Here is an 18,837-nt window from a genome sequence, read left to right as displayed (position 1 = left end):
TCCACAGTTTCGGCGTCACTCGAAACTGGCGTCCCCACGGGGATTCGAACCCCGGTTATCGCCGTGAAAGGGCGGTGTCCTAGGCCTCTAGACGATGGGGACCTGAACGATGCTGCTTACTACCTACAGTGCCTGCATGCGATGAAACACGCCGCCACCGTTCTTTCGCTTGGTGGAGGTAAGCGGGATCGAACCGCTGACCTCTTGCATGCCATGCAAGCGCTCTCCCAGCTGAGCTATACCCCCGCTCGAAAGAAGCGCGAATTATAGGGACGGATATCGCCGCTGTAAAGGCCTTTTCGCGCCTTTTGTGCCGCGTGTTCCGGACGCGGCCACGGCGGAAGCATTTTCTGCCTTCGCATTATAAGCAATGCGGATTTTCTTCGTTCGTGGCGGGCATGCCGGGGGGTAACTTGTGCGCCTCAAGTCGACGGCATCGCCGGCTGGGCCTAACCATCGAGGAGAACTACCGTGTCCGCCATCGCTCAAGTCACCGAATCCGTTCCCCACCTGCCGCCGCCGGAACTGGCGCCGTCCGCCTCGTCCCTAGACCGCGAGCTCGACGCGGTTCTCGTCGCTGCGCGCGAGCGCGCCATCGACGAATGCCTGCCTTACGCCGGGATCGTCTCGCCTCAGGACGCCTGGGCACTCGCCACGGGCGGCGCCGCCATCATCGTCGATGTGCGTACCGCCGAGGAATACAAGTACGTCGGCCACGTTCCCGGGGCGCCGCTGGTGCAGTGGCAGAGCGGCCCGGCGCTGGTCAGGAACCCGCGTTTCACCAAGGAACTCGGCGCCAGGGCCGGTAAGGAAGACGTCATCCTGCTGCTCTGCCGCAGCGGCAAACGTTCCGCTGCCGCCGCCGAGGCGGCGACGCGCGCCGGCTTCAGGAACGTCTTCAACATCCGCGAAGGCTTCGAGGGCGACATCTCGGCCGACGGCCAGCGCGGTGCGACTGGCGGCTGGCGCTATCACGGCCTGCCCTGGAACCAGGACTAGATCGCGGAGAACGGCGGCTTTCCATGACTCAGGTAAGTGATCGTTTTCCGTTCCTCGTCCGCCAGTTGCGCAAGGCGCGCGGCTGGTCGCAGGAGCAACTGGCCGGCGAGGCCGACCTCAACCGCAGCTACGTCGGCGAGATCGAGCGCGGAATCGCTTCGCCCTCGCTGTGCACGGCCGCCAAGATCGCGCAGGCCTTCGGTCTCAACCTGTCGGCGCTGCTCGCCAGATGCGAGGACGAGGCCGGCGGCCAGCGGCGCGGGGAAGCGCATTCCGGCAACGAGCTGCCTGCGCAATTCCCTTCCAGCAACATGGTTTTTGATGGCTATAGCCGGTTGAGGGAGCATCCGCACCCGGAGTAACTTGCCCATGCGTTTTTCATCATGAAAAACGCAGTTGGCCACGAAATGCACGAAAAGAATCATTGATGGCGTTCGACGTCGAGCAGGCAGAAGCCGTTCGCTTGCCCGCTGATCGACCATAAACCCATTTTTCATTTCGTCGATTTCGTGTTTTTCGTGGCCGAAGTTTCGAGGTTCATTACAAGGCAACACCTTCACGGAGTAGAAAATGGCTGATCAAAGCCCCCAACTCGCGCTCAGCGACGTCGCTGCCCGGCAGCTTGCCAACGCGACCAAGACCGTCCCGCAACTATCCACCATCTCGCCGCGCTGGCTGACGCACCTCCTGCAGTGGCTGCCGGTCGAAGCCGGCATCTACCGCCTCAATCAGGTCAAGAACGCGCGCGACGTCCGCGTCGCCTGCGCCAAGCGTGACGAGTCGATCCTGCCGCAGACCTTCGTCGATTACGACGAGCAGCCGCGCGAGTACTTCCTCAACGCCGTCACGACCATCCTCGACGTGCATACGCGCGTTTCCGACCTCTACAGCAGCCCGCACGACCAGATCAAGGAGCAATTGCGGCTGACGATCGAGACGATCAAGGAGCGTCAGGAAAGCGAGCTGATCAACAACGCCGATTACGGCCTGCTGGCCAACGTCGCCGACAGCCAGCGCATCTCGACGCTGACCGGCGCGCCGACGCCCGACGACCTCGACGACCTCTTGACCAAGGTGTGGAAGGAGCCCGCCTTCTTCCTCACCCACCCGCTGGCGATTGCCGCCTTCGGCCGCGAATGCACGCGCCGCGGCGTCCCGCCCCCGACCGTTTCGCTGTTCGGCTCGCAGTTCCTGACTTGGCGCGGCATCCCGCTGATCCCGTCGGACAAGGTGCCGGTCGAGGACGGCAAGACCAAGATCCTGCTGCTGCGCGTCGGCGACAAGCGCCAGGGCGTCGTCGGCCTATTCCAGCCGGGTCTGCCGGGCGAGCAAAGCCCCGGCCTGTCGGTGCGCTTCATGGGTATCGACCGCAACGCCATCGCTTCGTACCTGATCTCGCTCTACTGCTCGCTGGCAGTTCATGCGGAAGACGCACTGGCCGTGCTCGATGACGTGGAGATCGACAAGTACCATGACTACCCTGACACCTACCGCTGAGCACGGCGCCCCGGCAGTCCCCGGGCTGCCGGACGAGGCCACGCTTGCCCGTCTGGCCGGAGAGTTCTTCCGCGCCTTGCCGGGCGGCGGGGAGCAGCCGGCGTTCCCGGCGGCGACCTTGCCTGCTTCCTCTTCGGCGCCTGCGTCGTTCCCGCTATCGGCATCCGCTTTTCCTTCATCAGCGCCGGCCAGCTCGGCGCCCGGTATCAGCGGCTTGGCGCTCGGCGAACCGGGGCCGGCGCTGCAGCCGGTAGCGGCTCCCGCTGCCGGCCTGGCACCGGCCGAAGCCGGACCGGCAGCGGCGGAGTTCGGCGTTCCTGAAGCCTACGCGGCGGCGCTGCCGACCACTGCGCCGATCAGCTCACCTGCCGTCGCTCCCCTGGGTGTGGCGTATTACTTCCTCGGCGAAGCGGGGGCTGCCTCGGTCGCTGCGGCGGCGTCGCGCTCGGTGGATAACCGGGTCGTCGCGCACCCGTTCGAGTTGCCCGGCGACGCGGCACTGCGTCGCGTCCTCGGCGAACTGGCCGGCGAACGCGCGCCACGCAGCGCAGGCCGCAGCGGCTATTACTTCCTCGAACCGGCAGCAGCGGTCTCGGCGGGTGTGCCGGCGGCCGACGCCAGCCGCTTCCCGGCCTTCGACGTGCAGGCCGTTCGTCGCGACTTCCCGATCCTCTCCGAGCGCGTCAACGGCAAGCCGCTGGTCTGGTTCGACAACGCGGCGACCACGCACAAGCCGCAGTCGGTGATCGACCGTCTCGCGTATTTCTACGCGCACGAGAACTCGAACATCCACCGCGCCGCGCACGAACTGGCAGCGCGCGCGACCGACGCTTATGAGGCTGCGCGCAACAAGGTGCAGCGCTTCATCGGCGCAGGCTCGGTCGAGGAGATCATCTTCGTTCGTGGTGCCACCGAGGCGATCAACCTGGTCGCCAAGACTTGGGGCCGGCAGAACATCGGCGAGGGTGACGAGATCATCGTTTCCCTGCTCGAACACCACGCCAACATCGTTCCCTGGCAGATGCTTGCCGCGGAGACCGGAGCGAAGATCCGCGTCATTCCGGTCGACGACAAGGGCCAATTGCTGCTCGGCGAGTACCAGCGTTTGCTCAACGACCGCACCAGGCTGGTCGCGGTGGCGCAGGTGTCGAACGCGCTGGGGACGGTGACTCCGGTCAGGGAAATCGTCGAACTCGCGCATCGCGCCGGTGCGAAAGTGCTGGTCGACGGCGCGCAGTCGGTGTCGCACATGCGCGTCGATGTACAGGCGATCGACGCCGACTTCTTCGCCTTCTCGGGGCACAAGGTCTTCGCGCCGACCGGGATCGGCGTCGTCTACGGCAAGCGCGAGCTCCTCGAAGCGACTCCTCCCTGGCAGGGCGGCGGCAACATGATTGCCGACGTCACCTTCGAACGCACCCTCTACCAGGGGCTGCCGAACAAGTTCGAAGCAGGGACCGGCAACATCGCCGACGCGGTCGGACTCGGTGCGGCGATAGACTACGTCGAGCGCATCGGCATCGAGAACATCGCACGCTACGAGCACGACCTGTTGGCCTACGCCACGCAGGGCCTCAAGACCGTCCCCGGCCTGCGCCTCATCGGCACGGCGGACGACAAGGCCAGCGTCGCGTCCTTCGTCCTCGACGGCTGGCGCACCGAGGATGTCGGCAGCGCCTTGAACGAGGAAGGCATCGCAGTGCGCTCGGGTCATCACTGCGCGCAGCCGATCCTGCGCCGCTTCGGCCTAGAAACGACGGTGCGGCCCTCGCTCGCCTTCTACAACACCTGCGAGGAAGTCGATCACATGATCCGCACGCTGCATCGCCTGGCGCGGGGCAAGGGCGTGGTCGGGAACTGAGTCGATTGCCCGGATCGGCCCGGATGTGGCAGGGGCGGCGAGAGCGGCCCCTGCTGCCTTGGCCTCGTGTGGGAGCGGCGGCAGCCGCGAAGGACTGAAGGAGAAGGCTCAAATTGTCATGTCGTCCACGGGTCGATGAGTTTCACGCTGCAATCGACGAAATCCTTGACGTTGCGTGTGGCGAGGCTTGCGCCCGAGGTGCGCGCGACCGCTGCGATCATCGCGTCGAACTGGCTGATAGGCCGACCGGCTGACTTGCGTTTGGCGGCTAGTTCGGCAAAGCAGTCAGCCGCATTGCTGTCGAAGGAAAGGACTTGGCCGTCGAAATCCTGGTCGAAGATCGCCTGCACGGCTTTGAGCAGCGCATCGCGGCGCCGTCCTGCAGGCAGAAGGCGCACACCGTAGAATATCTCCCCGCGCGTGACAGTCGTCGTGAACAGTGCCGATCGTGGCTTGGATGCGAGCCACGCGAGCACTCGTGCGTCCGGGACGGGGCGCAGGACCTCCGAAACAACGTTCGTGTCGAGAATGATCACGCGCCGAAGTCCAGCGGATTGCGAATTGCTTCGCGAGGCTGAAGTTCGAGTTCGATTCCGCCTAGCGGTTCTATCCTGCTCCGTATCGCTTTGACCAACGAAGTCGTTTGTGCTGGCTCCTCGTAGAGCGCCGACCGCAGAATGTCCCGCGCTTCGTCTGCCATCGAACGCGAGTGCTGCGCAGCGCGGATGCGCAGTCTCGCCTTAAGTTCGTCGTCGATATTGCGGATCGTCATTGTCGTCATGAGCTGCTCCCGACATTCGATGACTCTATATTAAGGGAGGACCACAAGGACGACAACGAGCAAACACGAGCGAACAGGCTTTTCGGTAGTCTTGGCCAGGCCCCGAACGCAAACACTCGGACGAAGCCGCAAGGCCCGCGGAATCGGGGAGCGCAGAGTCGTATGCTGCCGAGACGAACCGACTACGGGGAGAAGCCGCCTACCGCGTTGTGCTTCGTCCTGCCGGCTGCCGGACCGCGAGTTTTCCCCTGCCGTTCGACAGCGCGGCCTGATCGGCGACGACGTTCGCCGCCTCCTTGAGCAGGACGTCGTCGGCCTTGTCTTCCCTCGCCTCGACGGAGAGTTCGCGTTCGCTGTCGAGCAGGCCGTCGTCACCCTGGCCGGTGCTGGCAAAGCGCCTTTCCAGGTCGAGCTTCTCGCGGCGGCGCTCGGCTTCGTTGAGCGACAGCGTCCTGCGCTGGCGCTGCTGCTTGAACTCCTCGAACTCCTCGCGCAGGCGCTGGAACTCGGGGTTGGCGCGCACGCGCGTGGCGTGGCGTGCCTGCAGTTCGGGCACCAGTTCGTCGGCGTCACCGACGCGCACGTAGTTGGTCGGGCGGATTCGCGTCCACGGCAGCGCGTTGTCGTTGCTCGCTTCGCCGCTCAGCTTCGGGTCGCTCACTGAGGGGAAGGCGACGTCGGGAACGACGCCGCGCAACTGCGTCGTGCTGCCGGTGATGCGGAAGAACTGCGCGATGGTCAGCTTCAGCTCACCGTAACCGCGCTTCTCGGCGCGCGCGATGCGATCCAGGTCGATGATCGTCTGCACCGTGCCCTTGCCGTAGCTCTGCTCGCCGATGACGACCCCGCGTCCGTAATCCTGGATCGCCGCGGCGAAGATCTCCGATGCCGACGCCGAGTTGCCGTTGATCAGGACCGCGAGCGGCCCGTCCCAGCTGGTCCCGGGGTTCGCGTCGCCATCGACGTAGATGCGACCGAGCGAGTTGCGCTCCATGACCACCGGCCCGCTGTCGATGAACAGCCCGGTCAGCTCGATCGCTTCCTTCAGCGACCCGCCGCCGTTGTTGCGCAGGTCGATGAGGATGCCGTCGACCTTTTCCTGCTTCAACTCGTCGAGCAGGCGGGCGACGTCGCGGCTGGCGCTGCGGAAACCAGGGTCGCCTTTCTGGCGGCCCTCGGCATCCTCGTAGAAGCCGGGCAGGGCGATGACGCCGACCCGCGCTGCGCGCGCCTCGCCCGGCACCTCGATCACCGACTTCTTGGCCGCCTGTTCCTCCAGGTCGATCTTCTTGCGCACCAGCGAGACGAGTTTGTGCTTGCCGTCGGGCCCGGCGCCGGCGGGCAGGATGTCGAGGCGGACGACCGTGTCGGCAGCGCCGCGGATCAGCGCCACCGTGTCGTCGAGCCGCCAGCCGATCACGTCGGTCATGGCGCCGGTCTCCCCCTGGCCGACGGCGACGATGCGGTCGCCGGGTTTCAGTTCGCCGGACAGCGCCGCCGGTCCTCCCGGCGTCAGTTCGCGGATGGTCGTGTATTGGTCACGCTCCTGGAGCACGGCGCCGATTCCGGTCAGCGTCAGGCGCATCGCGATGTCGAAATCGGCGGAGGCGCGCGCGCCCAGGTAGTTGGTATGCGGCTCGATGCTGGTCGTGAACGCGTTCATGAACGCCTGGAAGGCATCCTCGCTCTTCAGCCGCTCGATGCGCCGGATCGAGGTCTCGTAACGCTTGTCGAGCGTGCTGGCGATTTCCTTTTCGTCCTTGCCGGCGATCTTCAGGCGCAGCCAGTCGTCCTTGACGCGCTGCCGCCACAGCTCGTTGAGCTCGCCTTCCGACCTCGCCCAGTTGGCTTTGTCGCGCGCGAAGTGATAGCTGTCCGGCTGCTCGAAGTCGAAGCCGGCCTTGAGCAGGCTGCGCGCGTAGGAGAAGCGCTCGACGGCGCGGCGGCTGTACAGGTTGAAGATCGCGAACGCTGGCCGCAGGTTCCGGGTGAGGATGGCGTCGTCGAGCCGCGTCCGGTAGCTGCTCAGCCGGTCGATGTCGCCCTGCAGGAAATAGAGCTTGTCCTCGTCGAGGGTCTTCAGGTAGCGCTCGAAGATCGACGCCGACAACTCGTCGTTGAGCTGCAGCGGCTTGTAGTGGTAGTGCGCGAGCAGTTCGGCCGAGAGGCTCGCGATCCGACCCTGTTGCGGCAGGGGCGACAACTCGGCGGCCTGGACGCTTGCCGCGAGGGTGAGGATGATCCACCAACTCTTTTTCAACATGCCTGATCTGCTCCGAAAATCCTGACGCTGTCCGCGCTTCACGCCCGACGGGGCGAACATGCCGTCGACAAGTCGGCCGGGAAATCGTTCGCCGCCGCTCGGGGCAGGGCGCAGGAAACGCCTCGCCGCGTCCGGGAAAAGCAAAACGCCCGTTTTCGCGACCCGGCAAAGGGTGGCTGAAAACGGGCGTTCCGAATTCGTGGCGGAGTGGACGGGACTCGAACCCGCGACCCCCGGCGTGACAGGCCGGTATTCTAACCGACTGAACTACCACTCCGCAGTGGCCGGTCCTTGCGGACCGCTATTGTGTTCTACAGTTTCGGCGTCACTCGAAACTGGCGTCCCCACGGGGATTCGAACCCCGGTTATCGCCGTGAAAGGGCGGTGTCCTAGGCCTCTAGACGATGGGGACCTGAACGATGCTGCTTACTACCTACAGTGCCTGCATGCGATGAAACATGCCGCCACCGTTCTTTCGCTTGGTGGAGGTAAGCGGGATCGAACCGCTGACCTCTTGCATGCCATGCAAGCGCTCTCCCAGCTGAGCTATACCCCCGCTCGAAAGAAGGGGGAATTATAGGGACAGCGACCCGGGCTGTAAAGGGGGCAGCGCGGTTTTTTTGCGTGCGCCGCCCTCACTCACCGGCGAGCCACAGGCATTTGCCCTTGCTCTCCTTGTTGATCGCCGCCAGCGTGCGCGCGTGCTCGGCCAGTTCGTCGTCGGCGGCGCGCAGGACGCGTAGCGGGCGGCGTTCGCCGAGCTGGAGCGTCGCCGAGGCGTTCTCCTCTTGTGCCGGCTTGCTGCCGCCGATGTCCATGAGCAGGCTTTCCTGGCCGCGCGTCATCGAGATATAGACTTCGGCGAGGATCTCGGCGTCGAGCAGCGCGCCGTGCAGTGTCCGCTGCGAGTTGTCGACCTGGTAACGGGTGCATAGTGCGTCCAGGCTGTTCTTCTTGCCCGGGTGCATCTCCTTGGCCATGCGCAGCGTGTCGCGGACGCCGGCGCAGACGGTGGTGATCGGCGCCATGCCGAGCAGCGCGAGTTCGGCGTTGAGGAAGCCGATGTCGAAGGGCGCGTTGTGGATCACCAGTTCGGCACCGCGCACGAAGTCGAGGAACTCGGAGACGATGTCGGCGAAGCGCGGCTTGTCCTGCAGGAATTCGCGGCTGATGCCGTGCACCGCCTGCGCACCTTCGTCGATGTCGCGGTCGGGATTCAGGTAGTAATGAAAATGCCTCTGCGTCAGCCTACGGCTCTTCATTTCGACGCCGGCGATTTCGATGATGCGGTGGCCCTGCTTGTGTTCGAGACCGGTGGTTTCGGTATCGAGGAAGATCTGGCGCATGATGAGTCTCGGTGAAGGGGGGGGCTTCAGGCGCGTCGGGCCGCTGCCTGGATTTCGTCGATGCCGCGGTTGGCGAGCTGGTCGGCGCGTTCGTTGCCGGGTTCGCCCGCGTGTCCCTTGACCCATACCCAGGTGATGCGGTGTTCGCGCGAGAGCTGATCGAGTTCCTGCCAGAGGTCGGCGTTCTTGACCGGCTTCTTGTCCGAGGTACGCCAGCCGTTGCGCTTCCAGTTGTGGATCCACTCGCTGATGCCCTTCTGGACGTACTGCGAATCGGTCAGGATGCGCGCCGCCACCGGGCGCTTGAGCGCTTCGAGCGCGCGGATCACCGCGGTCAGCTCCATGCGGTTGTTGGTCGTGTGTGCCTCGCCGCCCCACAACTCCTTCTCGTTTTCGCCGAGGCGGAGCAGGGCACCCCAGCCACCCGGCCCCGGATTGCCGCGGCAGCCGCCGTCGGCGTAGATGGTCACTTCCGCATCACGATTCACTGCTTCCTATCTCCTTCCTCGCGACCGGCGCCAGCGCCTTGCGCGGCACCCGTCGCCTTTCCCAGGCGGGCATGATCAGGCGCATGCCATGCACGCGCTTGACCGCCCGCAACAAATAAACGCCGCCGGCCGGCTTCCACCAGCGCCCGCCGGCACTGTCCAGCACTCGCCAGCGCTGCAGCCAGACCTCGTCGCTGCACGGCGGCGCGTAGCAGCCGCAGGCGGCGAGCTCCAGTTCCAGACCGAGCAGCTTGAACCAGTCCTTCAGGCGCGCGACCGAAAGATAGTCACCGTTCCACGGGAATTCCGCAGGACAGTGCGGCAGGCGCCGGCGCGCACCCCACAGCGACAGCGGGTTGAAGCCGACGATGACGACCCGGCCCTCGGGAATCAGCACGCGCTCGGCTTCGCGCAGGATCTGGTGCGGATCCTCGCTGAATTCGAGCACGTGCGGCAAGAGCACGAGGTCGACGCTGGCCGTCGCGAAGGGCAGCTGGCGCGGGTCGCAGACGATGTCGACGTCGCCACTCCGCTCGCCGGCCTTCCGGCGCATGGCAATGCGGTTGGCGGCGAGCAGGTCGAACTGCGGCAAGCCGATCTGCAGCGCCTTGTAGCCGAAAACGTCGCTGACCGCGGCGTCGATCTGGGTGCGCTCCCAGTCGAGTACGTAGCGCCCCTGCGCCGTGTCCAGCCAACTGTCGAGTCCCGGAATTGACATTTTCGGTCCTTCTTCCACAATTGCCCGCTACCCAACATCCCAGGAAAGCCCGTGACTACTGCCAACCCTGTACTTCCGCTTCCCGCCTTCTCCGACAATTACATCTGGCTCCTGCGCCAGGGGGACCACGCCGTCGTCGTCGACCCGGGCGACGCGCGTCCGGTGCTCGAGCTCATCGAGCGCGAACGACTCGAACTGGCGGCGATCCTGATCACCCACCACCACGGCGACCACCAGGGCGGCGTCGCCGAACTCCTCGCCGCCGCGCCCCGTGCCGAGGTCTTCGGACCGGCGGCGGAGTCTATCACAGGGGTTTCGCGGCCGCTCTCGGGCGGCGAGACGATCCGCATCGGGGCGATCGGGCGCGAATTCCGGGTCATGGCCGTCCCCGGGCATACGCGCGGGCACCTCGCCTATTATGGCGCAGGGCAGCTCTTCTGCGGCGACACCCTGTTCGGCGCCGCCTGCGGCCGCATCTTCGAGGGTACGCCAGAGCAGATGGCGGCATCGCTGGCCAGCCTGGCCGCGCTTCCCGACGACACCGCGGTCCATTGCGCGCACGAATACACCGCCGCCAACCTGCGCTTCGCGCTGGTCGTCGAGCCCGGCAATCCGCGCGTGCATGAGCGCGCCGCGGCAGTCGCCGAACTGCGCGCGCGGGGACTGCCGACCGTTCCGTCGACCATCGCCGAGGAAAAGGCGAGCAACCCCTTCCTGCGCTGCGGCGAGCCCGAAGTCATCGCCTCGGTGCAGCGCTGGTGCGCCGAATCCGCGCAGCCTACCCCCGCCGCCAGCGACCCCGTCGCCATCTTCGCCGCCCTGCGCGCCTGGAAGAACGACTTCAAGGGCTAGCCCTACGCACTGGATCGCCACGCCCTGCGGGCTCGCGATGACGATTACGGTCGCAGCCCCGCTGCATGCACTCCCGGCAATGCCGTCATTGCGAGGCGCGTAGCGCCGTGGCAATCCAGTTCGTTCTTCCGTTTCCTCGCCCTTCACGATGCGAGACCTACGCACTGGATCGCCACGCCCTTCGGGCTCGCGATGACGGGTTGTCTGGATCGCCACGCCCTGTGGGCTCGCGATGACGGGGTGCGCCGGCCCCGTGCATGAAAGACGTCCATCCGCTGCCGTCATTGCGAGGCGCCCGGCTCCGTGGCAAAAATGAAGTCATTGCGAGGCGCGTAGCGCCGTGGCAATCCAGTTCGTTCTTCTGTTTCCTCGCCCTTTACGATGCGAGACCTACGCACTGGATCGCCACGCCCTTCGGGCTCGCGATGACGGGTTGTCTGGATCGCCACGCACCGCGGGCTCGCGATGACGGGGTGCGCCGCCCCGAGCATGAAAGACGTCCATCCGCTGCCGTCATTGCGAGGCGCCCGGCTCCGTGGCAAAAATGAAGTCATTGCGAGGCGCGTAGCGCCGTGGCAATCCAGTTTGTTCTTTCGCGGCCTCGCCAACTGACGGGCTGCTGATCGCGAATCAGGTATGACGTCCCCGGAATAGGGTGCGGTTTTATGCTAGATTCTGAATAACACCTTCGATGGGGACGATGATGAACGTGGCTTCCAGGTTCGATGCGTGGCTGCTGGCGCCTGGCACGCGGTGGCTTGCCCGGATTGCGTTTATCGTGATCCTCGTCATCGGCGTGCTCGGCTCCTTCGTGCTGCCGCCGATCGTCAAGTCGGTCCTGATCGAGCAGGCGAGCACGGCGCTGCACCGCCCGGTCAGCGTCGACGGGATCAGCATCAATCCCTTCGGACTGTCCTTGCGCATCAATGGGCTGGTGATCGGCGAGCGCGAGCTTGAAGAGGCGGCGCCGGCCACGCCGGGGCCGCTGCTCGCCTTCGACAGCCTGTTCGTCGACGTCTCCTCGTCCTCTCTCTTCCGCCGCGCGCCGATCATCGAGGAACTGCGTCTCGACGGGCTCGCGCTGCATCTGCGCCGTCTCGCTGCGCAGCGCTACAACGTCTCCGACCTGATCGAGCAGTTCCTGTCCGGACCTTCAGGGCCGACGCCGGCGTTTTCGGTCGCCAACATCCAGGTGAACGGAGGGCTCATCGAGTTCGACGATCGCGTCACCGACGAGGTGCATCGCGTCAGCGACATCACCCTGCACCTGCCCGTCGTCTCCAGCCTGCCCGAACTCGTCGATAGCTTCGTCGATCCGGCCTTCTCGGCGCGCATCGACGGATCGCCGCTGGCGCTCGACGGGCGCAGCAAGCTCCTCGCCAAATCGCGCGAGAGCGAACTCTCGCTCGACTTCAGTCGGCTCGACCTGACGCGCTACATCGACTACGTGCCGGTGGCGCTGCCGCTGCAGTTGCGCTCGGCGCTCCTCGACGGCGAGCTCAAGGTCTCGTTCCGCCTCGCCAACGATGCGCCACCGCTGCTCAAGGTTTCCGGCAACGCGGCGCTGGCCGACCTGCGTATCGAGGACCCGGACGGGGCGCCGTTGTTCCTGGCGACGCGGATCGAACTCGGCGTCGGCGCCTTCGATCCGGTGCAGCGCGAGCTGCAGGTCGACCGGCTGGTGCTGACCGCGCCGCAGGTCTTTGCCCATGCCCGCGCCGACGGCTCTCTCAACTGGCTGGCCGTGCTCGAGCGTGGCGTGCAGCCGGCGGCCAGGCCGCCAGCCGGTTCGTCGGCACCGGCAGCGCCCCAGCCCGAGGCGGCGGCGAAGGTCACTACCCCGTTCGCTTGGTCGCTGGCCACGGCGAGCCTCAGCGACGCCAGCATCCACTGGCGCGACGAGACGCGCGGACGGCCCCTGCAACTCGACCTGCTCGGGCTCGACCTGCAACTGAGCGGCCTGGCGAGTGAGGCCGGCAAGCCGGCGCGCTTTGCCGGCGGCGGCCGCATCGAGGGTGACGAGCGCCTGTCGCTCGGCGCCTTCGCGATCAAGGACGGCGAACTCGACCTCGCCGGGCGGCGCCTCGGTCTCGGCGAGCTTCGCCTGACCGACCTGCAGGCGCTCGTCCGGCGCGCCAGCGACGGCAAGCTCGACGCCGTCCTGCCGCCGCTCCTGCGCCAGTCGGCCAAGGCCGCAGCACCGGCTGCCCGCGCCAAGGCCCCCGCCAGCGCGCCGTGGCAGCTAGTGGCGCAGCGCGTCCAGGGCGAGAAGATCGACCTGCGCTTCGAGGACGCGGCCGTGCAGCCGGCGGCGACGCAGACGATCGCCGGACTCGGCTTCGTCGTCGAGAATTTCTCCACCGCGCCCGGCGCCAGCGCCAAGCTGCAGGCGAACTTCCGTCTCAACCAGAAGGGCGAGGTCGGTGTCGCCGGCAATCTCGCGCTGGCGCCGCTGGCCACCCAACTCGATCTCGACCTCAAGGGCATCGAGTTGCTGCCGTTGCAGCCCTATTTCAGCGAGAAACTGAACCTCGAGCTCACGCGCGGACAAGCGACCGTCAAGGGCACGCTGAAACTGCGCCAGACCGACACCGCCCCGGCAGCGAAACGCCAGCCGCTGGTCGCCGGACTCGCCGGCGGCTTCAGCGGGCAGGCGACGATCGGCGACTTCTTCGCCATCGACAAGATCAACGCCGCCGATTTCCTGCGCTGGAAGTCGTTCTACTTCGGCGACGTCGACTTCCGTCTCGGTCCGGATTCGCTCTCGATCGGCGAGATCGCGCTCTCCGATTTCTTCGCCCGCGTCATCGTCAGCAAGGAAGGCAAGCTCAACCTCGCCGAAATCGTGCGCCGCGAGCCAGCCGGTAAGCAGGGCGGCGCCGCAGCGGCGGCCGCCTCGGTGCCCGCCGCCCCGGCCGCCGCGAGCCCGGCCCCTGCCGCCGCAGAGCCCGAAGCCAGCCGCAGCGAAGGCAAGGCCAGCGTGCCGCTCCCGGGCACGCCCGCCCCCGAGGCCGCAGAGCCGATGCCGATCCGCATCGGCAAGGTGACGCTGCAGGGCGGCCGCATCAACTTCACCGACAATTTCGTCAAACCCAACTACACGGCGAGCCTGCGCGAGGTCGGCGGTCGCATCAGCGGGCTGTCGTCGGAAGCCGGGTCGATGGCAGACCTCGACCTGCGCGGCAGCTACGACCGCGTCGCGCCTTTGACTATCAAGGCGCGCCTCAACCCGCTGGCCAAAGACATCTTCCTCGACCTCGACGCCGAGGTGAAGGGTGTCGAGCTGACCTCGTTCTCGCCGTACTCCGGCAAGTACGCAGGCTACGAGATCGACAAGGGCAAGCTCTCTCTGGCCGTCAAGTACCACATCGAGAAGCGCCTGCTCACCGCCGAGAACCGCCTCTTCCTCGACCAGCTGACCTTCGGCGACCCGGTCGAATCGCCGAGCGCGACCAAGCTGCCGGTGACGCTGGCGGTGGCCTTGCTCAAGAACCGGCGCGGCGAAATCGACCTCAACCTGCCGATCTCCGGTTCGCTCGACGATCCCGAGTTCAGCATTGGCGGACTGGTGATCAAGGTGATCCTCAATCTCTTCGCCAAGGTGCTCACCTCGCCGTTCGCGCTGCTCGGCTCGCTGTTCGGCGGCGAGGAACTGTCCAACGTCGATTTCGCCTACGGCGTGGCGACGCTCGACGCCGCCGCGCAGAAGCGACTCGACAATCTCGCGGCTGCGCTCAACGACCGCCCCGCGCTCCAGCTCGAGATCACCGGCTCGGTCGCCGTCGAGCGCGATCGCGAAGGGCTCAAGCTGGCGCTGATCGAGCGCAAGATGCGCCGTCTCAAGCGCGACGACCTCGTCAATAAGGGCGTCGAAAGCGGCTCGCTCGAGCAGATCGAGATCACTGCGGCCGAGCGCACCGCGCTGCTCGAACGCGTCTATCGCGCCGAGAAGTTCCCGAAGCCGCGCAACATGATCGGCCTGCTCAAGTCGCTGCCGCCCGAGGAGATGGAAAAGCTGATCGTCACCAACACCGTCATCAGCGACGACGATCTGCACGAGCTCGGCGACCGGCGTGCCGAGCGCGTCCGCGACTACCTGGTCGAAAAGGCCGGCGCCCCCGCCGAGCGCATCTTCCTGCTGCAACCGAAGCTGATCCAGGAAGAAGGCGCCAGCGACGCCGCCGCCGCAGCCAGAGCAAACCGCGTCGACTTCTCGCTGCGCTGAATTTATTACAGGGACGGTATACTTGATTCGAAGGGATCAAGTATACCGTCCCCTTTTTTTGAAAAAGCACTTGCCACGAACTGCACGAAAAAACACGAAAGCATTCATGGGTGTCCCCCCGGGGAGACGCAACCCGGTAGCTCGAGCATTGAACGCCCATGCTTCATTTCGTGGTTTTCGTGTTTTTCGTGGCTGAAAAGAGGTTTCCAGGATGAACATGGAGTGGATCATTCCCGGCATCGCCGCCGGCGGCTTTCTGCTGCTGGCGCTGCTGCTCATGCTCCGCATGGCGAGGCTCGAAGCGCGCGCTGCCGAGCTCCTCGCCGGACAGGAACGCGTCGCGCGCGAGTTGCGCGAGGAGTTCCGCCAGGAGATGGCGCGCGTGCGCCAGGAGGCGGCGCAGTCCGCGCACGCGGGCCGGGTCGAGCAGTCGGCTTCGGTGGCGCGCCAGGGCGAGATGCTCGGCGGCGAACTCGCGCGCTTCGGCGTGCTGCAGGGGCAGCAACTGGAAGCCTTCTCGCAGCAGCTGGCGCGCCTGACCGGCAGCATCGACGGGCGTTTCGAGCAGCTGCGCCAGGCGGTCGAGGCGCGGCTCGCTTCACTGCAGGCCGACAACGCGGCACGCCTCGAAACGATGCGGCAGACGGTCGACGAGAAACTGCACGCCACCCTCGAACAGCGGCTGGGCGAGTCATTCCGCCTGGTCAGCGAGCGCCTCGAACAGGTGCAGCGCGGCCTCGGCGAGATGAACACGCTCGCCGCGGGCGTCGGCGACCTGAAGCGCGTCCTCACCAACGTCAAGACGCGCGGCACCTGGGGCGAGGTGCAGCTCGAAGCGCTGCTCGAACAGGTGCTGGTCGCCGACCAGTTCGCGCGCAACGTCGCGACGCGACCGGGCAGCGCCGAGCGCGTCGAGTTCGCGCTCCGCCTGCCGGGGCGTGAGCTCGGGCGGCAGAAGGGCAGCGACGGCCCGCCGGTATGGCTGCCGATCGACGCCAAGTTCCCGATCGAGGACTACCAGCGCCTGCTCGACGCGCAGGACCGCGTCGACCCGGCGGCGGTCGAGGCCGCGGCCAAGGCGCTCGAAGCCCGCCTGCGTCTGGAGGCGCGCAGCATCAACGAGAAGTACCTCGAGCCGCCGCACACCACCGATTTCGCGATTCTCTACCTGCCGATCGAGGGCCTCTACGCCGAGGCACTTCGCCGGCCGGGGCTGGCCGAGTCGCTGCAGCGCGATCTCCGCATCAGCCTGGCGGGGCCGACGACCCTGGCGGCGTTGCTCAACAGCCTGCAGATGGGCTTCCGCACGCTGGCTATCGAGCGCCGCTCGGCCGAGGTCTGGGCCGTGCTCGGCGCGGTCAAGACCGAATTCGGCAAGTTCGGCGAGGCGCTGGAAGCGACGCGCAAGAAGCTCGAACTCGCCACCCGCTCGATCGACGCCGCCGGCGTGCGCACGCGCCAGATCGAGCGCAAGCTGAAAAGCGTCGAAGCGCTGCCGCTGGTCGAGGCGCAGGAACAGCTCGGGCAGCTCACCGAGCTCGGCGAGGGAGAGAGCGTTGGTGAGACCACCGACAAAAGCGACCCCGAGAGCGACGGCGATGTCCGGCTATGAGAACGGCGTAGAAGCTGACGCCGGGTATATCCCCGAAAGGGGTGCGGCTGGGTTTGTCCCGGCGCCACTCGCGGCAGCGTTCGCGGCGACCTGCTACCGGGTCTTCGCCAGCGATGGGCCGGTTTTCGACCTGCGCATCGGCGCAGCGCAGCCACAGTTCGACCAATGGCTGCGCCGCCACGGCGCATGCCGCTGGGCGATCGTCACTGCGCACAATCCCCATGCCCGGCAGCTGTCGGCGCAGGAGAACGCAGCGCGCGACCGTGTGCTGGCGCAGCGCCTGCAGTCCCACGGCTGGCGCCGGCTGCGCAGCATCCACCTCGCCGACGCCGGCGACTGGCCGGCGGAGGAGGGCTTCCTCGTGCTCGACGTGAGCAGCGAAGAAGCGCTGGCGCTTGCCGCCGAATTCGACCAGGTCGCGATCGTCGCCGCCGAAGTCGGGATGCGGCCGTCGCTGCAATTCCGGGAGCCTCATATTTCATGCAAATGAACCGGGCATGACCGGCACGGCGATGTCTGCCGCTCCATGCCATGAAATGCAGCCATTCGCTTCAAAGCTGTCATTGCGAGGCACCTCGCTCCGTGGCAACAACGCCGTCATTGCGAGGCGTCTTGCTCCGTGGCAACAATGTCGTCATTGCGAGGCGCGTAGCGCCGTGGCAATCCAGTTCGTTCCTCCAGTTTTGCGGCCTCGCCAACTCGCGCGACCCGCGCCCCCCCCACAAATGAAAACGGCGGCCACAGGGGCCGCCGTTTGCCTGCTGCGCTGCGTCGATCAGAGCAGGTTCATCTTCTTGGCCGCTTCGGTCAGCTCGGCGCGGAAGTTCGGGTGCGAGATGGCGATCAGTTCCTGTGCGCGCTGCTTGGCTGACTTGCCGCGCAGCTGGGCGACGCCGAACTCGGTGACGACGTAGTTCACGTCGTTCTTGCTGGTCGACACGTGCGTTCCCGGCGTCAGGGTCGGCACGATGCGCGAGATGGTGTCGCCCTTGGCGGTCGACGGCAGGCAGATGAAGGACTTGCCGCCCTTCGACATGTTGGCCGCGCGCACGAAGTCGGACTGGCCGCCGGTGCCCGAGTAGGACTGCCAGCCCATCGACTCCGAACCGCACTGGCCGAGGAAATCGACTTGCAGCGTGCCGTTGATGCTCACCAGCTTGTCGTTCTTGCCGGCGAGGTAGGGGTCGTTGGTGAAATCGACCGGATGCATTTCCAGCATCGGGTTACGGTTCATGAAGTCGTAGAGCTTCTTCGAACCGAGCGCGAAGGTCGCGACCATCTTGCCGGGCAGGTAGTTCTTGTGGCGGCAGGTGACCGCGCCAGCTTCGACCAGCGTCATGATGCCGTCGCCGATCATCTCGGTGTGGATACCGAGGTCGTGCTTGTGCGTGAGCTGCATCACCACCGCGTCGGGAATGCCGCCGTAACCGATCTGCAGCGTCGAGCCGTCCTCGATCATCTCGGCGACGTGCTTGGCGATCGCTTCCTGCACCGGGCCGATCTTCGGCAGGCCGACTTCGGCGATCGGGTGCTCGCTTTCGACCACCGCGGCGACCTGCGAGACATGCACCAGACAGTTGCCGAAGGCGAAGGGGACGTTCGGGTTCACTTCGAGGACGATCGCGCGCGCGCGCTCCATCGCCGCCATCGTATAGTCGGTACCGAGGCTCACCGAGAAGTAGCCGTGGTTGTCCATCGGCGAGGCGATCGCGAAGACCACGTCGGCAGCCAGCAGGCCGCGCCGCATCAGCTCGGGCATTTCGGAGAAATAGCTCGGCACGTAGTCGACCCAGCCGGCGTGCCCGCCCGGACGGCTGACGCCGCTGTAGAAGTAGGCGACGTGACGGACGTTATCGACGGTTTCCGGATCGAAGTAATCGTACTTCTTGATCGGCAGGATCGACGACACCTTGACGCCGTGGAAGCGCTTGCGCTGCTCGGAGAGGGCAGTCAACAAGGCAGGCGGTTCGCCGACGCCTGTCGGAACGACGATCTGGTCGCCGTCACGTACGAAGCGCATTGCTTCTTCGGGGGTGGTCCGCTTTTGCAGGTAAATATCCCTGACCGACATGCCTCATTCTCCTGAAGGTAGTTTTTCGTTTGACTGCCTTGCGCCTGCCGCGCCAGCTGCAGCGAAAGGCTACCCGTGATTCTACTGGAAGCGCGCGGGGCTGGCTGCAGGGCTTGCCGCCGCG

The 18,837-nt window shown here is 66.2% G+C and carries 15 protein-coding genes and 5 tRNA genes; 8 read left to right on the top strand and 12 right to left on the bottom strand.

The window, feature by feature from the left end; translation table 11 throughout:
• Positions 1-26: 26 nt before the first annotated feature.
• Both CCR84_RS10995 and CCR84_RS10990 read right to left on the bottom strand, forming a co-directional pair.
• A tRNA-Glu gene (locus CCR84_RS10995) sits at positions 27-102 on the bottom strand.
• A 68-nt stretch (positions 103-170) separates the two neighbouring features.
• Positions 171-246, bottom strand: a tRNA-Ala gene (locus CCR84_RS10990).
• A gap of 225 nt (positions 247-471) precedes the next feature.
• Here CCR84_RS10990 and CCR84_RS10985 point away from each other — a divergent pair.
• The 4 genes from CCR84_RS10985 (at position 472) to CCR84_RS10970 (ending at position 4,357) form a co-directional block, all read left to right on the top strand.
• A complete protein-coding gene (locus tag CCR84_RS10985; protein WP_338052600.1) occupies positions 472-999 on the top strand; it encodes a rhodanese-like domain-containing protein in 528 nt (175 codons plus the stop codon).
• Between the two features lie 23 nt (positions 1,000-1,022).
• Positions 1,023-1,361, top strand: a complete 339-nt coding sequence (locus CCR84_RS10980; RefSeq protein WP_201212195.1) for a helix-turn-helix domain-containing protein — start codon at positions 1,023-1,025, stop codon at positions 1,359-1,361.
• A 208-nt stretch (positions 1,362-1,569) separates the two neighbouring features.
• Positions 1,570-2,496, top strand: a complete 927-nt coding sequence (locus tag CCR84_RS10975; RefSeq protein ID WP_201212194.1) for a family 2A encapsulin nanocompartment shell protein — start codon at positions 1,570-1,572, stop codon at positions 2,494-2,496.
• Positions 2,471-4,357 carry a family 2A encapsulin nanocompartment cargo protein cysteine desulfurase gene (locus CCR84_RS10970; protein WP_201212192.1) on the top strand — a complete coding sequence of 629 codons (1,887 nt, stop codon included), beginning with the start codon at positions 2,471-2,473 and terminating at the stop codon, positions 4,355-4,357. Before CCR84_RS10975 ends, CCR84_RS10970 begins: the two co-directional genes overlap by 26 nt.
• A 116-nt stretch (positions 4,358-4,473) precedes the next feature.
• Here CCR84_RS10970 and CCR84_RS10965 read toward each other — a convergent pair whose 3' ends face one another.
• The 9 genes from CCR84_RS10965 to CCR84_RS10925 all read right to left on the bottom strand — a co-directional run bounded on the left by CCR84_RS10965 (position 4,474) and on the right by CCR84_RS10925 (position 9,953).
• On the bottom strand, positions 4,474-4,893 hold the full coding sequence (locus CCR84_RS10965; RefSeq protein WP_201212190.1) for a PIN domain-containing protein: 420 nt from the start codon (positions 4,891-4,893) through the stop codon (positions 4,474-4,476).
• Positions 4,890-5,138, bottom strand: a complete 249-nt coding sequence (locus tag CCR84_RS10960) for a FitA-like ribbon-helix-helix domain-containing protein (protein ID WP_201212188.1) — start codon at positions 5,136-5,138, stop codon at positions 4,890-4,892. Before CCR84_RS10960 ends, CCR84_RS10965 begins: the two co-directional genes overlap by 4 nt.
• A 199-nt stretch (positions 5,139-5,337) precedes the next feature.
• A complete protein-coding gene (locus CCR84_RS10955) occupies positions 5,338-7,401 on the bottom strand; it encodes a carboxy terminal-processing peptidase (RefSeq protein ID WP_201212186.1) in 2,064 nt (687 codons plus the stop codon).
• A 200-nt stretch (positions 7,402-7,601) separates the two neighbouring features.
• A tRNA-Asp gene (locus CCR84_RS10950) sits at positions 7,602-7,678 on the bottom strand.
• Positions 7,679-7,737: 59 nt separating this feature from the next.
• Positions 7,738-7,813 (bottom strand) — tRNA-Glu (locus CCR84_RS10945).
• A gap of 68 nt (positions 7,814-7,881) precedes the next feature.
• Positions 7,882-7,957 (bottom strand) — tRNA-Ala (locus CCR84_RS10940).
• 79 nt (positions 7,958-8,036) lie between these two features.
• Entirely contained in the window at positions 8,037-8,747 is a 711-nt protein-coding gene (gene dnaQ, locus CCR84_RS10935; RefSeq protein WP_201212184.1) for a DNA polymerase III subunit epsilon, read from the bottom strand.
• A 26-nt stretch (positions 8,748-8,773) separates the two neighbouring features.
• Positions 8,774-9,235 (bottom strand): ribonuclease HI, encoded by a 462-nt coding sequence (gene rnhA / locus CCR84_RS10930; RefSeq protein ID WP_201212182.1) that lies wholly within the window; start codon positions 9,233-9,235, stop codon positions 8,774-8,776.
• Positions 9,225-9,953, bottom strand: coding sequence for a class I SAM-dependent methyltransferase (locus CCR84_RS10925; RefSeq protein WP_201212180.1), 729 nt, complete (start codon positions 9,951-9,953; stop codon positions 9,225-9,227). Before CCR84_RS10925 ends, rnhA begins: the two co-directional genes overlap by 11 nt.
• A 51-nt stretch (positions 9,954-10,004) precedes the next feature.
• On the opposite strand from CCR84_RS10925, the gene gloB reads away from it, so the two are divergent.
• The 4 genes from gloB (at position 10,005) to CCR84_RS10905 (ending at position 17,132) form a co-directional block, all read left to right on the top strand.
• On the top strand, positions 10,005-10,805 hold the full coding sequence (gloB, locus tag CCR84_RS10920) for a hydroxyacylglutathione hydrolase (protein WP_201212178.1): 801 nt from the start codon (positions 10,005-10,007) through the stop codon (positions 10,803-10,805).
• A gap of 691 nt (positions 10,806-11,496) precedes the next feature.
• Positions 11,497-15,030: a DUF748 domain-containing protein gene (locus CCR84_RS10915; protein WP_476705550.1), complete on the top strand. Its 3,534-nt coding sequence runs from the start codon at positions 11,497-11,499 to the stop codon at positions 15,028-15,030.
• Positions 15,031-15,247: 217 nt separating this feature from the next.
• Positions 15,248-16,642, top strand: a complete 1,395-nt coding sequence (locus CCR84_RS10910) for a DNA recombination protein RmuC (protein WP_242508674.1) — start codon at positions 15,248-15,250, stop codon at positions 16,640-16,642.
• Positions 16,629-17,132 carry a DUF3293 domain-containing protein gene (locus tag CCR84_RS10905; RefSeq protein ID WP_201212172.1) on the top strand — a complete coding sequence of 168 codons (504 nt, stop codon included), beginning with the start codon at positions 16,629-16,631 and terminating at the stop codon, positions 17,130-17,132. Before CCR84_RS10910 ends, CCR84_RS10905 begins: the two co-directional genes overlap by 14 nt.
• A gap of 285 nt (positions 17,133-17,417) precedes the next feature.
• On the opposite strand, the gene CCR84_RS10900 is transcribed toward CCR84_RS10905, so the two are convergent.
• Positions 17,418-18,713, bottom strand: a complete 1,296-nt coding sequence (locus CCR84_RS10900; protein ID WP_201212170.1) for an acetyl-CoA hydrolase/transferase family protein — start codon at positions 18,711-18,713, stop codon at positions 17,418-17,420.
• Positions 18,714-18,837: the final 124 nt, after the last annotated feature.

It is taken from the genome of Rhodocyclus purpureus (assembly GCF_016653115.1).
GTDB lineage: Bacteria > Pseudomonadota > Gammaproteobacteria > Burkholderiales > Rhodocyclaceae > Rhodocyclus > Rhodocyclus purpureus.
This window is presented reverse-complemented; position numbering and strand designations above follow the sequence as displayed.

Coding starts and splice junctions, on each gene's coding strand:
- CCR84_RS10980 (WP_201212195.1), top strand. CDS start 1,023: ATGACTCAGGTAAGTGATCGTTTTCCGTTCCTCGTCCGCCAGTTGCGC.
- CCR84_RS10975 (WP_201212194.1), top strand. CDS start 1,570: ATGGCTGATCAAAGCCCCCAACTCGCGCTCAGCGACGTCGCTGCCCGG.
- CCR84_RS10970 (WP_201212192.1), top strand. CDS start 2,471: ATGACTACCCTGACACCTACCGCTGAGCACGGCGCCCCGGCAGTCCCC.
- CCR84_RS10960 (WP_201212188.1), bottom strand. CDS start 5,138: ATGACGACAATGACGATCCGCAATATCGACGACGAACTTAAGGCGAGA.
- CCR84_RS10955 (WP_201212186.1), bottom strand. CDS start 7,401: ATGTTGAAAAAGAGTTGGTGGATCATCCTCACCCTCGCGGCAAGCGTC.
- dnaQ (WP_201212184.1), bottom strand. CDS start 8,747: ATGCGCCAGATCTTCCTCGATACCGAAACCACCGGTCTCGAACACAAG.
- CCR84_RS10925 (WP_201212180.1), bottom strand. CDS start 9,953: ATGTCAATTCCGGGACTCGACAGTTGGCTGGACACGGCGCAGGGGCGC.
- CCR84_RS10915 (WP_476705550.1), top strand. CDS start 11,497: ATGGGGACGATGATGAACGTGGCTTCCAGGTTCGATGCGTGGCTGCTG.
- CCR84_RS10910 (WP_242508674.1), top strand. CDS start 15,248: ATGGAGTGGATCATTCCCGGCATCGCCGCCGGCGGCTTTCTGCTGCTG.
- CCR84_RS10905 (WP_201212172.1), top strand. CDS start 16,629: ATGTCCGGCTATGAGAACGGCGTAGAAGCTGACGCCGGGTATATCCCC.
- CCR84_RS10900 (WP_201212170.1), bottom strand. CDS start 18,713: ATGTCGGTCAGGGATATTTACCTGCAAAAGCGGACCACCCCCGAAGAA.